The organism is Thermoanaerobacter sp. RKWS2, assembly GCF_026240795.1.
Lineage (GTDB): Bacteria > Bacillota > Thermoanaerobacteria > Thermoanaerobacterales > Thermoanaerobacteraceae > Thermoanaerobacter > Thermoanaerobacter ethanolicus.
In genome coordinates, this window is sequence record NZ_CP110888.1 from 1,632,501 (window position 1) to 1,645,107 (window position 12,607).

At 35.4% G+C, this 12,607-nt stretch carries 11 protein-coding genes and 5 pseudogenes (1 of these 16 running past the window's edge); 4 read left to right on the forward strand and 12 right to left on the reverse strand.

The features are described 5' to 3' along the window. Nucleotides 1-98, reverse strand: the 5' portion of a protein-coding gene (locus OEI98_RS08670; RefSeq protein ID WP_014062969.1) for a tRNA 2-thiocytidine biosynthesis TtcA family protein. Its footprint begins 610 nt before the window's first position; 98 of the gene's 708 nt are visible here — the first part of the coding sequence; its start codon is at nucleotides 96-98; the stop codon falls past the left edge of the window. 110 nt (nucleotides 99-208) lie between these two features. On the opposite strand from OEI98_RS08670, the gene OEI98_RS08675 reads away from it, so the two are divergent. Together OEI98_RS08675 and OEI98_RS08680 are read left to right on the forward strand one after the other, a co-directional pair. Further along, nucleotides 209-1,384: a class I SAM-dependent rRNA methyltransferase gene (locus OEI98_RS08675; protein WP_266040630.1), complete on the forward strand. Its 1,176-nt coding sequence runs from the start codon at nucleotides 209-211 to the stop codon at nucleotides 1,382-1,384. 66 nt (nucleotides 1,385-1,450) lie between these two features. Then, nucleotides 1,451-1,684 (forward strand): peptidoglycan-binding domain-containing protein, encoded by a 234-nt coding sequence (locus OEI98_RS08680; RefSeq protein WP_003868407.1) that lies wholly within the window; start codon nucleotides 1,451-1,453, stop codon nucleotides 1,682-1,684. Here OEI98_RS08680 and pyrE read toward each other — a convergent pair. From pyrE to pyrR, 7 genes and pseudogenes are all read right to left on the reverse strand, one after another. Continuing rightward, nucleotides 1,681-2,253, reverse strand: coding sequence for an orotate phosphoribosyltransferase (gene pyrE, locus OEI98_RS08685; RefSeq protein WP_266037202.1), 573 nt, complete (start codon nucleotides 2,251-2,253; stop codon nucleotides 1,681-1,683). The genes OEI98_RS08680 and pyrE overlap by 4 nt on opposite strands. A gap of 13 nt (nucleotides 2,254-2,266) precedes the next feature. Further along, nucleotides 2,267-3,174 (reverse strand): annotated as a pseudogene (locus OEI98_RS08690) (dihydroorotate dehydrogenase). Further along, nucleotides 3,171-3,901, reverse strand: a pseudogene (locus OEI98_RS08695) (dihydroorotate dehydrogenase electron transfer subunit). The pseudogenes OEI98_RS08690 and OEI98_RS08695 overlap by 4 nt, the downstream one beginning before the upstream one ends. 8 nt (nucleotides 3,902-3,909) lie before the next feature. After that, nucleotides 3,910-4,832: pseudogene (pyrF, locus tag OEI98_RS08700) on the reverse strand (orotidine-5'-phosphate decarboxylase). Nucleotides 4,833-4,891: 59 nt separating this feature from the next. Then, entirely contained in the window at nucleotides 4,892-6,187 is a 1,296-nt protein-coding gene (locus OEI98_RS08705; RefSeq protein ID WP_266037204.1) for a dihydroorotase, read from the reverse strand. A gap of 1 nt (nucleotide 6,188) precedes the next feature. Then, the gene (locus OEI98_RS08710; RefSeq protein WP_266037206.1) at nucleotides 6,189-7,103 is read right to left on the reverse strand and encodes an aspartate carbamoyltransferase catalytic subunit; all 915 of its coding nucleotides are present in this window, start codon (nucleotides 7,101-7,103) and stop codon (nucleotides 6,189-6,191) included. Between the two features lie 204 nt (nucleotides 7,104-7,307). After that, a pseudogene (gene pyrR, locus OEI98_RS08715) lies at nucleotides 7,308-7,843 on the reverse strand (bifunctional pyr operon transcriptional regulator/uracil phosphoribosyltransferase PyrR). Nucleotides 7,844-8,060: 217 nt separating this feature from the next. Between pyrR and OEI98_RS08720 the strand changes: the two are divergent. Beyond that, complete coding sequence (locus OEI98_RS08720) at nucleotides 8,061-9,056, forward strand: AIR synthase family protein (RefSeq protein WP_266040632.1); 996 nt, start codon at nucleotides 8,061-8,063, stop codon at nucleotides 9,054-9,056. Between the two features lie 377 nt (nucleotides 9,057-9,433). On the opposite strand, the gene OEI98_RS08725 is transcribed toward OEI98_RS08720, so the two are convergent. Then, a complete protein-coding gene (locus tag OEI98_RS08725) occupies nucleotides 9,434-10,351 on the reverse strand; it encodes an RluA family pseudouridine synthase (protein ID WP_266037208.1) in 918 nt (305 codons plus the stop codon). 4 nt (nucleotides 10,352-10,355) lie between these two features. Beyond that, nucleotides 10,356-10,788, reverse strand: a pseudogene (gene lspA / locus OEI98_RS08730) (signal peptidase II). 194 nt (nucleotides 10,789-10,982) lie between these two features. Between lspA and OEI98_RS08735 the strand changes: the two are divergent. Then, nucleotides 10,983-11,561, forward strand: a complete 579-nt coding sequence (locus OEI98_RS08735) for a Uma2 family endonuclease (RefSeq protein WP_042833173.1) — start codon at nucleotides 10,983-10,985, stop codon at nucleotides 11,559-11,561. A 58-nt stretch (nucleotides 11,562-11,619) separates the two neighbouring features. Here the strand turns inward: OEI98_RS08735 and OEI98_RS08740 are convergent, their stop codons facing one another. Beyond that, a complete protein-coding gene (locus tag OEI98_RS08740; protein ID WP_266037213.1) occupies nucleotides 11,620-12,156 on the reverse strand; it encodes a tetratricopeptide repeat protein in 537 nt (178 codons plus the stop codon). A gap of 43 nt (nucleotides 12,157-12,199) precedes the next feature. Further along, on the reverse strand, nucleotides 12,200-12,583 hold the full coding sequence (locus tag OEI98_RS08745) for a DUF4236 domain-containing protein (RefSeq protein WP_266037215.1): 384 nt from the start codon (nucleotides 12,581-12,583) through the stop codon (nucleotides 12,200-12,202). Nucleotides 12,584-12,607: the final 24 nt, after the last annotated feature.

Consider the following 12,607-nt stretch of genomic DNA (forward strand, 5'->3'; position numbering starts at 1 on the left):
TCCTTTCCTCCTGAAACACCAACAGCTATTATATCTCCCTCTTGTATCATATTAAAATCTTGAACTGCTCTTCTTATTCTTCCAAGTATTTTTTGCATACTATCACCCCTTCAATATTAATACTATTCACAGGAATATGTCAATACAATTGAATATTTTGGCTAATTATGATATAAAAAAGTTATTAGAAGTTATGAGGAGAGATGTTATGGCAGACGTTATATTAAGAAACACAAATATTAAAAGGATTTTAAATGGTCACCCTTGGATATACAAAACTGAAATAGATAGAATTGTAGGAGATTACACTCCAGGTGGAATTGTAAATGTTTTAAATCACAAAAAAGAATTCATAGGAAAAGGATACATAAATCTAAAATCCATGATAACTGTCAGATTATTGACCAGAGATATTAATGAAGAAATAGATGAAGAGTTTTTTCGAAGAAGAATTAAAAGAGCATGGGAATACAGAAAAAAAGTTATGGACAATTTAAACTCCTGCAGAGTTGTATTTGCAGAAGCAGATTTTTTACCCGCTTTAATCGTGGACAAATTTGGTGACTATCTTGTTTTGCAAACTCTTGCATTAGGTATAGATAAATATAAAAATACAATAGTAAAGCTCCTTGTTGAAATATTAAATCCCAAAGGCATTTATGAAAGAAATGATGTAAATGTAAGAGAATTAGAAGGGCTTCCACAGCAAAAAGGATATTTGTACGGCAAGTTTGACACAATGCAACAATTTGAAGAAAATGGAATAAAATTTTGGGTAGACATTGAAAATGGCCAAAAGACTGGGTATTTTTTAGATCAAAAAGAAAACAGAAAAGCAATTCAAAATTACGTTAAAGATGCAGAAGTTCTAGACTGTTTCAGCCATACAGGCTCATTTACAGTACATGCCCTTCACTATGGTGCAAAAAGAGTTGAGACAGTCGACATCTCTGAGGAAGCCATTGAAATGGCAAAAAAGAATGTAGAACTCAGTGGTTATCAAGAAAGATGTAATTTCGTATGTGACAACGCCTTTGACCTATTAAGAAGATATGACAAAGAAAGCAGAAAGTTTGATACTGTAATACTAGATCCCCCTGCCTTTACAAAAAGCAAAGAAACTGTAAAAGACGCATTAAGGGGATACAAGGAAATAAATTTAAGAGCATTAAAAATTCTAAGAGAAGGAGGCTTTCTCATCACCTGCTCTTGTTCACAGCACATAAAACCAGATATGTTTTTAGGTGTCATTAAAGAAGCAGCCAATGATGCTAAAAGAAATGTAAGACTTGTAGAACAACGTACTCAATCAAAAGACCATCCAATATTATTAGCCTCTGAAGAAACTCAATACTTAAAGTGCCTAATTCTACAAGTCTTATAAAAAAGAACACTTTCCCTATTTTTATCATATTGTGTAATAGTGAAAGTGTATAAATGAGGTGAAAAAATGGAGAGGCAACAATTAGGCTCCAGGCTTCTATACGAGGGTACCGTCGGATACGATGTTCTTCAGCTTCAGATGATTCTTCAAAGTTTAGGTTATGACCCTGGTCCAATAGACGGCATTTTTGGGCCAAGAACCAAAAACGCCGTCATGAGATTTCAAAGAGACAATGGTCTTAAAGTGGATGGAATTGTAGGACCTGAGACAATGAGAGTTATAAATATGCTCATACCTTAAAATTTCCTGCTTCCCGGCTTTACAAGAGGAATGCCTTCTTTGCAAAGAGGACATTCCTCTTTTCCATATGTCTCAACATACAAACTTACTACAGACTTAAAAGGAACTTCAAAATTTACCTTTCCGTCGCTTCTATCAACTATACTTCCAACTCCTATAACATTGCCTTTTAAAGAATTGACTAAATTTATAACCTCTTTTACAGAACCTCCTGTAGTAACAACATCTTCTACCACTAATACATTTTCTCCTTCTTTGATTTCAAACCCTCTTCTTAGCTTCATCACCCCTTCTTCTCTTTCTGCAAAAAGAGCTTTTGCTCCAACTTGACGAGCAACTTCATAGGCCAATATAATTCCTCCAATTGCAGGCCCTATTACAACATCTATTTCGTGGCCTTTAAATTTTAATGCCAATTCTTTACTAAAAATTTCGCTGTATTTAGGATATTGAAATATTTTCGCACACTGCAAATAGGTATTGCTGTGTTTTCCTGATGTCAATAAAAAATGTCCTTTGTTAATTACTCCTAACTTGCTAAAAATCTCTAAGACTTCTTCTTTTTCCATTTTCTCATCCCCTTTAATCAACCTTTAAAGAACCTATAATCTCATTTATGTCTTCTATATTGTTTAAAACCATATATTGTTTTATGCCCTCAATAACCTCAATTGTGCAATTGGGATTTACAAAATTACAAGTGCCAATTGCCACTGCCTTCGCCCCCGCAATCATAAATTCTAATGCATCTTTAAATGAACTTATACCGCCCATACCTATAACAGGAATTTTCACGGCTCTCGCTGCCTCATACACCATCCTAAGGGCAATAGGCTTTATAGCAGGTCCAGACAAACCCGCAATCACGTTCTTAAAAACAGGGGTTCTTGTATCAATATTTATAGCCATTCCTGCAATTGTATTAATTAAAGATACAGCATCTGCTCCTCCATCTTCTGCTGCTTTAGCACAAACCCCAATATCCGTCACATTTGGTGTTAATTTTACAATAACAGTTTTTTGTGTAACTTTTTTACTTCTTTTGTTATATTAAATATATCATCAGGATTTATTCCAAAAGCCATACCACCTTTTTTCACATTTGGACAGGAGACATTTATTTCAATTCCATCAACACCATCTATATCAAGCTTCTTTGCCATGTAAGCAAATTCCTCAATGGTTTCTCCTGCAATATTTACTATTACAGCAACATCATAATCTCTTAAAAAGGGCAGCTCTTTCTCAATGAAAGCATCTACACCCGAATTTTGAAGCCCTACACTGTTTAGCATTCCACAAGGAGTTTCATAAACTCGTGGAGGTGGATTACCTTCTTTAGGTTTTACTGTAAGTCCTTTTACAACTATTGCACCTAATTGATTTAAATCAATATATTCTCCGTACTCTCTTCCAAACCCAAAAGTACCTGAAGCTGTCATCACCGGATTTTTTAACTTAAGTCCCCCAACTTCAACTTGTAAATTCAAAACTCCACCTCCTCTGCCCAAAAGACGGGACCATCTTTGCACACTCTTTTGTACTCAAAACCACCATCTTTTTTCACTTTGCAAGCGCATACAAGACAAGCTCCTATGCCACAAGCCATCCTTTCTTCTACAGATATTTGACAAGGAATGTTATTTTTAAGAGAAATATCTTGTAATATCTTTAGCATAGGTTTTGGTCCACAGCCATATATTATGTCAATCTTATCAATTATATCTTCAATTCCTTGTGTCACCATTCCTTTTTTCCCAAAACTTCCGTCCTCTGTCGTGACAATAACTTCTCCTAAATTTTTAAACTCCTCCACAAGAAAAATTTCACTTTTAAATCCCAACGCAATATACGAATTTTTTGCTTTGATTTTTTTAGCAAGGTATAGAAGGGGAGGAATGCCTATTCCCCCTCCTACTATTAACACATTTTTGTCCTCATATAGTTCAAAACCATGTCCGTGAGGACCTGTTACTTCAATTGTGTCTCCTTTTTTCATTTTGGATAAATTTTTAGTACCTTCCCCTTTAACCTGATATACAATTGTCATTGATTTGTCATCAGCAGAGCATACGCTTATAGGCCTTTTTAGAAAAGTCTTGCCTTTGCAGTCTACCATTACAAATTGGCCTGGAGAGGGTATTCCCCCTTCCACTCAAATACCAATTTATAAATGCCACTGGCTATCTTTTCATTAGACAATATCCTGGTCTCCATTTTTCACCTCAACAAGCAATGTATTTTCTCTTAACAAGGCCATTGTTAATCATGCCTGTCATAAGAATTACTTCTGCTCTCGCCGCTTGTGCATACTCATATTCAGAATATACATCTTTCCAGTAAGGACTTTGATATGCATAGATAACGCTACGTGAAGAATTTATTATCGCGCCAAGTCCATTCTCATCAAAACAATCCATTATATCTTCAACAGTCCCCCCTTGTGCCCCATAGCCTGGCACTAGAAAGAAACAATTTGGCATTTCCTTTCTTAGCACTTTTGCCTCCTCTGGATATGTTGCCCCCACTACTGCACCTATAGAACTATAGCCATACTTCCCAACTGCTGACTTTGAAATCTTATTTATTATTTTAGCAACTCGTTGATATACGTATTCTCCTGTTGCAGTTTTTATATCCTGTATATCTTTAGAACCTTTATTTGAAGTCTTGACAAGTGCAAATATACCCTTATCGTATTCAATCGCATCTTCTACATAAGGCATTATAGTGTCTTCACCCATATAGGGATTTACAGTAATCGCATCAAATAACTGGTTTTGCATATATGCTTTTGAATACATTTTTGCAACCTCTTGTATATCTCCTCTTTTAACATCCGCTATTACCATAAGCCCTAAACTTTTAGCGTATTCAGCAGTTTTGAAAAAGCTTTAAATCCTTCTATCCCATAAACTTCATAAAAAGCAACTTGGATTTTGACCGCAGGCACAACATCGTAGACTGCATCTATTATACCTTTATTAAAAAGGTATAAAGCTTCAGATATGCCTTCAATATTTTCTCCTTTTCTCTTAAAAGCAACGTCTTTTATAAATTGTGGAGTTTTTTCAATTCTGGGGTCAAGCCCCACTACAACAGGGCTTTTCTTAGCTTTTATACTCTCAATTAATTTATCAATAAACATCTACACCATCCTCTTATTGAAAATTTATTCATTTTATCGCATAAATATTCCTTTATTAATTATACCTCAATTTTTTCAATTTTTCTATCCCTTGCATATTTTATTTGACCTTCAACTATTGTGTATTCCACAACTCCTTTTAGCTTCATACCATGGAAAGGTGTGTTTTTTCCTTTTGATTTAAATTTATCTTTGTCAACTACATACTCTTCATAAGGGTCTACAATCACAATATCCGCTATCGACCCTACCTTTATGCCACTGGATATACCTAATATTTTCGCAGGATTTATGCTCATGTAATTGACCAAATCTTTCATGTTTATTTTACCTTTTTGTACAAGGAAAGTATTTATCACGGAAAAGGCTGTTTCTAAGCCTGATATTCCAAAAGCAGCCATGTCGTAAGGCACTTTTTTGTCATCCTTAGTGTGAGGGGCATGGTCTGTCGCGATTGCATCTATTGTGCCATCTTTCAATCCTTCTATTAATGCTTCTATATCCTCTCTTGTCCTTAAGGGTGGATAAGCTTTTGTGTTTGTATCGTAATTGTAGACTGCTTCATCTGTCAAGGTAAGATTGTGAGGAGTCACTTCAGCAGTTATTTTCACTCCCTTTTCTTTCGCTTCTCTTATAAGTTCGACACTTCCCTTTGTTGAGATATGTGCGATGTGAATCCTTACACCAGTTGACTTTGCAAGTATGATATTTCTTGCAAGCATGACTTCTTCTGCTTCTCTTGGTATGCCTTTTAATCCTATCATTGTGGAAATTACTCCGCTATTCATTACACCTTCGCCACTTAATGTTTTGTCTTCACAGTGAGTTATCATGAGTAAGTCATACATTTTTCCATATGTCATTATCCTCTTCATAAGCCCTGCGCTCATTATTGGAAAACCGTCATCAGATAAGGCAACAGCCCCTGCTTTTTTAAGTTTTGCCATCTCGGTTATTTCTTCACCTCTCATTCCCTTTGTCATAGCTCCTATAGGTAGTACTTTTACAACTCCTTCTCTTTGCGCAATGCTTTTTACATATTCTACTACTATTTCATTGTCTATAGGAGGATTTGTATTTGGCATGCAGGCAACAGTAGTGTAACCTCCTGCTGCTGCAGCCTCTGTACCTGTTTTAATAGTCTCTTTCTCTTCAAATCCCGGCTGCCTTAAATGTGTGTGCATATCCACAAAACCTGGGAGTACATATTTGCCTGTCGCATCAATTACTACTGCATCCGAAATTTCTATATTTTTATCTATCACCTTTATTATTCCATAGTCTATCAATATATCCGCTGTGGCTTCACTTCCAAATCCATCTATTACCGTACCGTTTTTTATAATCATCCTCATTTTAATTTCTCCTTTCACAAAGTATTTTTAAAAGTGCCATCCTGACAGCGACACCATTCGTTACCTGTTCTTCTATGACAGAATACTCAGCATTTGCTGCTTCTGACGTAACTTCAACATTTCTGTTTATAGGTCCTGGATGCATCAATATCGCATCGGCTTTTGCAAGTTTCATTCTCTCTTTATTTATCCCAAAATATTCTCTGTATTCGTCAATTGATGGGAATAGTCCACTTTTTTGCCTTTCCAATTGAATTCTTAGTCCCATCACTACATCCGCATCCTTTATAGCTTCTTCTACATTGTAGTAAGCTTTAACTCCCATTTTTTCTATTTGGGGTGGCATTAAGGTTGAAGGGCCTGCAACTCTCACTTCCGCCCCCATCTTTTTAAGACCCCATATATTTGACCGTGCAACTCTGCTGTGCATAATGTCTCCTATTATTGCCACTTTTAATCCTTCAAAGATTTCTTTCTTTTCTCTGATTGTCATCATGTCCAACAAGGCTTGGGTGGGATGTTCATTTATACCATCTCCTGCGTTTATGATAGAGGCATTTGTGTATTTTGCCATAAGATGCGGCGCTCCACTCATGTTGTGCCTTGTTATTATCACATCCGCTTTCATCATCTCAACAGTCCTTATGGTGTCTATTAAAGACTCCCCTTTAGCAACACTGCTGGTTGCCACTTCTATATTGCCGTAATGGGCTCCTAAATACTTTGCTGCCATCTCAAAAGATAGTCTTGTCCTCGTGCTAGGTTCGAAAAAAATCGTCACAACTGTCTTTCCTTTTAGTATCTGTGAATATTTTTCTCCATTTAGAATTTTTTTCATCTCCTTTGCAGTATCTAAAACTTCCAGTATTTCTTCTTTCGATAAATCCTTAATGCCTAACAGGTCTTTTCTATTCACATTACCTTCCTCCTTTTAAAAAAGAGTAGTAACCACATCACAATAATGTGAAATGGTACTACTCTTTTTGTATAAAATATTCTCTTTTGTTAAAATTAGGGTTTTGAATTTTGGCATAAAAAATCCTCCCTTTTTAGAGTTTAATACTCCGGGAGAATATCTATCATTCTCCCTTTTTAGCCTCGCTGGGCTAAATTAAAGGTGCTACTTTTCAGTTATTACAACTCTGTTGACTTTGTCTACTTCCTCCAACATCACATTTACTATTTCATTTTTTGATGTTGGAACATTTTTACCTACATAATCTGGCTTTATCGGCAATTCCCTGTGCCCTCTGTCTATTAATTCTGCCAGCTGTATTGCCTTAGGCCTCCCTAAATCGATAATTGCATCCATAGCAGCCCTTATAGTCCTTCCTGTGTATATCACGTCGTCCACTAACACCACTATTTTACCTACCACATCCACACCTATATCTTTTTTCTTGACTACAGGCTGTTCAAGGTCTGTGGTAAGGTCATCACGGTATAGGTGATATCCAATGACCCTACTGGAGGCTTTTTCCCTTCAATTCGCGATATATACTTCGCTATTCTTTCCGCTAAAGGCACTCCTCTTGTCTTAATGCCTACCAAAACCACATCTTCAATGCCTTTATTCCTTTCCACAATCTCATGGGCTATTCTTATCAAGGCTCTGTCTATGGCTTTTTCATCCATTATCTCTGCCTTTATCTTCAACTTCCTAACCTCCACAAAAAAACTTCTTGCACTGGCAAGAAGTTTTTTATGCTACATTATTTGTAACCTTGCCAGCCTCACAGGACTGCTTAAAGGACTTCGTTTTTTATATATTATCACATTCTTTTCAACTTGTCTATAGGGAATATTTAAAAAAAATAAAAATTGTGCTAAGATGTTAGTATTGACACCAATATTAAAAGAAGGATGTGACAAAATGGAAGTAGGAAAAGTACCTGTAGAAATACTGAAAAGAAGTGTTTTCCCTTATCTTGGCGTTAAAAGAAAAGAAGTTTTAGTCCACTCTCAGCTTGGAGAAGACAGTAGCATAATCGATTTCGGCGAATACGTGGCAGTCCTTTCAACAGACCCCATAACAGCAGCAGACAAATTAAGTGGCTTTTTATCTGTCATAATATCCTGTAATGATTTAGCTTCTTGTGGCGCAAAGCCAATTGGAATATTATCAACTATACTACTTCCTGAAGGTACTGAAGAAGCTACTTTACATGGCATCATGAAAGAAATAGATAGAGCAGCAAAAAAATTAAGCATTGAAGTTTTAGGAGGCCACACAGAAATAACCTCTACAGTAAACAAGCCTATTATAAGCACAACAGCAATTGGCATAGCTAAAAAAGGTGAGTACATAACCACAAAAGGCGCAAAAATAGGCGATGATGTCATAGTTACAAAAGCTTTAGGCCTTGAAGGTACAGCAATTTTAGCAACTGATTATGAAGATTTGCTGCTAAAGGGCTACGATAAAGATTTTGTCTTAAAAGCACAAAACTTTATAAACGAAATAAGTGTCATAGAAGAAGGACTTATTGCAGCACAAAATGGTGCAAATGCAATGCATGACATAACAGAAGGCGGAATACTAGGAGCAGCCTATGAAATTGCAGAAGCCTCTGGTCTTGGCATTGAAATATATGAAGAAAAATTGCCAATACGCCCTGAGACAAAAGAAATTTGCCGTTTTTTTGACATAAACCCTTTAAAGCTCATATCCAGCGGTTCAATGATAATTACTGCCAGTAATGGAGATAAAATAGTCAAATCTCTATCTGAAAAAGGAATACAAACTACAATAATAGGTAAAATTATAAAAGAAGGGAAATATTTAATAACATCAAAAGGAAAAGAAGAAATAACTCCACCAGAGCGAGATGAGATATATTTAGTAAATAGAGATAGGATTCTTTTATAATTCTATCTCAGGGTGTAAACAAACTTTTTATGATATGTTGGCATTTTGCATAAGTGAAGCGACTTGACAGCCCGGCACTCAACCGAAAATGTTAAAAAAGGAGAATAAGAGAAAGGACCAGCCCGTTCAGTTGAGTGCCGGGAAACTTAGCGAGACCGAGGAGCGAAAGTGGGGCCGAAGCCAAGGATGGCGGAGGCGGGCACCTGAGGCAAGGAGGTCGAATGTGCCCGGAACCCCGCTTGAGCCTGAGGTCGAGCGCTAGTTTAGTCGGCGATGTTACCTGGATCGAACGATGCAAAATGCCAACAAAAAATAGAACCAACAAAAAATAGAACTTTATCAATAAAGCGAGATAGGATTTCCTTGTAATCCTATCTCTATTTGTTTCTCAATATTTCAATCAACCTTACAAAATACTCAGGAAGTGGAGCTTCAAACTCCATGTAAACTCCTTTTGTAGGATGAATAAAGCCTAAAACACGCGAATGTAATGCCTGCCCTTCCAACTTAAACTTTTGCTTTTTAAAGCCATAAACATGGTCTCCTACAACAGGATGACCAATATAAGCCATGTGCACTCTTATCTGATGAGTCCTACCTGTCTTTATAACCGCCTCTACTAATGTATTTTCTTTAAAACGCTCCAAAACTTTGTACAATGTAAGAGCATATCTTCCATCCTCTATTACAGCCATCTTTTTTCTGTCAACAGGGTGCCTTCCTATAGGTGCCTCAATTTTCCCCTCTTCATCTTTTATAACTCCCTCTACAATAGCAACATATTTTTTAAAAACACTTCTCTCTTTTATTTGATTAGAAAGGCTTATGTGGGCCTTATCATTTTTAGCAACAACCATCACACCAGAGGTATCTTTATCAAGCCTGTGAACTATACCCGGCCTTAAAATGCCGTTAATTCCCGATAAATTTTTACAGTGGTAAAGAAGTGCATTAACAAGTGTACCACTGTAATTTCCCGGTGCCGGATGCACTACCATTCCCTGCGGCTTACTTATCACAATTATATCGTCGTCTTCATAAAGAATATCCAAAGGTATATTTTCTGGCATTACATCAATTTTCTCTACCTCTGGGATATTTACAACAACCTCATCATTCTCTTTTACCTTATAACTGGGCTTTACCGTTTTACCATTTACAAAAACAAGCCCATCCACAATCAATTTTTTAATATAAGACCTTGTGTAATCTAACTCTGCCGCAAGAAAAACGTCTATTCTCTTTCCCTCATCCTCTTTTTCTCCCTGCAAAACTATCTTATCTACTACGTTCATCCCATCACGCCTTCTCCCTAAAAATCATAAGATATCCTAATATAATAGCTCCTATAACTATAAAAGAATCTGCAACATTAAAAACCGCAGGGAAAAATTTAAAATCAATAAAATCCACGACATACCCCAGCCTCATTCTGTCAATTAGGTTTCCAATAGCGCCCCCCAGGATCATAGCAAGTGTATAATTATACACACTATTTTCTGGCAATTTAATCATAGAATAAATTAGCACAGCTCCTACAATTAATGTTATCACTATAAAAAAGAGTCTTATTCTGAAGCATACCAAATGCCGCACCTTTATTTTCTACATAAGTAAGATGAAAAAAATTCTTTATAACAGGATAACTCCCTATAGGCATAAGATATTTCACTGCAAGGTATTTTGTCACTTGATCAAATAAAATCACAAACGCTACAATAATTATCTCCAAAGTCAATTCCTCCTATGTATTCATTTGTTTTTGTAACCATATTGCTGTACGAATATATTATACAAAATAAAACATTTTAAAGCTATAGGTTTAAAATATAGTGCTCATAAGATATAATGAAATTATGGGGGAATATATACTAAATTGCATTAATTCCTCCGCAGAAATTTAATATAAATTCAGGAGTGATAATTATGGAATTCCCAATAAAACATAATATTTACACATATTCCGATTATCTTAAATTGGAAGATGGTGAAAGAGTAGAATTAATTGAGGGTAACTTTGTCGCTATGTCACCTTCACCTTCAAGAATTCATCAAAAAATAATTACAGAAGTTTCAAGGGTTATAGGGAATTTTATTAAAGAAAAAAATTTAGAATGTGAAGTTTATGTGGCACCCTTTGACGTAAGATTAATAGACAAAGATGAAACTGAAGAAAATTGTAAAAATGTTGTTCAACCTGATATTTCTGTGATATGTGATAAAAGTAAATTAGACGATAAAGGCTTAAAAGGTGCACCCGACTTTATAATCGAAGTCGTTTCACCCTCAAATGCTTCTATTGATTACGTTAAGAAACTCTATTTATATGAAAAATTTAAAGTAAAGGAATACTGGATAGTAAATCCCATTTCAAAAAATATATTTGTCTACAAATTGGATGAAAAGGGTCAATATTCAGAACCCGAAAAATATACAATAGAAGATACTATAAAAGTTAATATTTTTAAAGAATTAGAGATAAATATCGCAAAACTTATTAAATAGCTTTGAAAGGTTTTTCCTTTAGAACTTGAGAAGTATACATAAAGTTTTTACGGTATTCTTAACCTTCCATCTCATTTAAAATTTCAGCCACATCCAAAAAATTACTATCCTCCACATAAATCTTTTGGAATTGCTTTAACGCCTTTTCTTTTTGTCCTAATTTCATATAAACTGTCCCCAGTAAATACCTGAATATCTTCATCTCTTCAGTATCAGTTTTTCTCTTTCTCATTGGTCCTTTTTCTAAAACTGCTAGAGCCATATCAGGCTTATTGAGTTCTATATAACAATCAGCCATAGCATTGATTACATGCAAACTATTCTTATACTCCTCTGGCAATGAATTCATAAGTTCAAGTGCCTTTTGGTATTGCCCAACCTTAATTAAAAGATTAATGTAACGAGTTTTTGCCTCCAAATCCTCCGGATACTTAAAAAGATATTTTTCAAAGCACTCATTAGCTTTTTCATCTTCTCCTAAATGGATATAAATAATTCCAATCTCTTTATACAAAGAAATTGCATCTGGTTCTATTTCAATAACTTTTAAAAAATTATCTAAAGCACTTTTATAATCTCCACGATTATAAGCCACCTTACCCTTCTCAAAGAAAGAAACTGCCTTTGAAATAGGTTTTTTACTTAACGTAAAAATAAAACGCAAAAATTATAAATCCTAATATTCCCAAGGGAGTATATGTAAATAGCAATATAAAAGAAGCAATAAACAACAAATACTGAGGAGCTTTTGAAGGCATTTTTTTCAATATTTCTGGTGGATAAGTTATACTAACATTATTTATTTGAGTGTTAGGTGAAGAACTGACTTGTTTTTTCTTTTTATTTAAATAATTGATGGTATAAAGACCTGTCCCCGGAATCCCAAAAGAAGTATAAACTCCCCGGGGACCTACCCCTATTCTCGCACCTCTTTTCCCCACACTAAAACCTATACCGCTTTTACTGACATTTATTCTAACTCCTTTACCCAGACTAATACTTCTTCTAAATCTCCAGCCCAATGGAAATCACCTTCTTTCAAATTA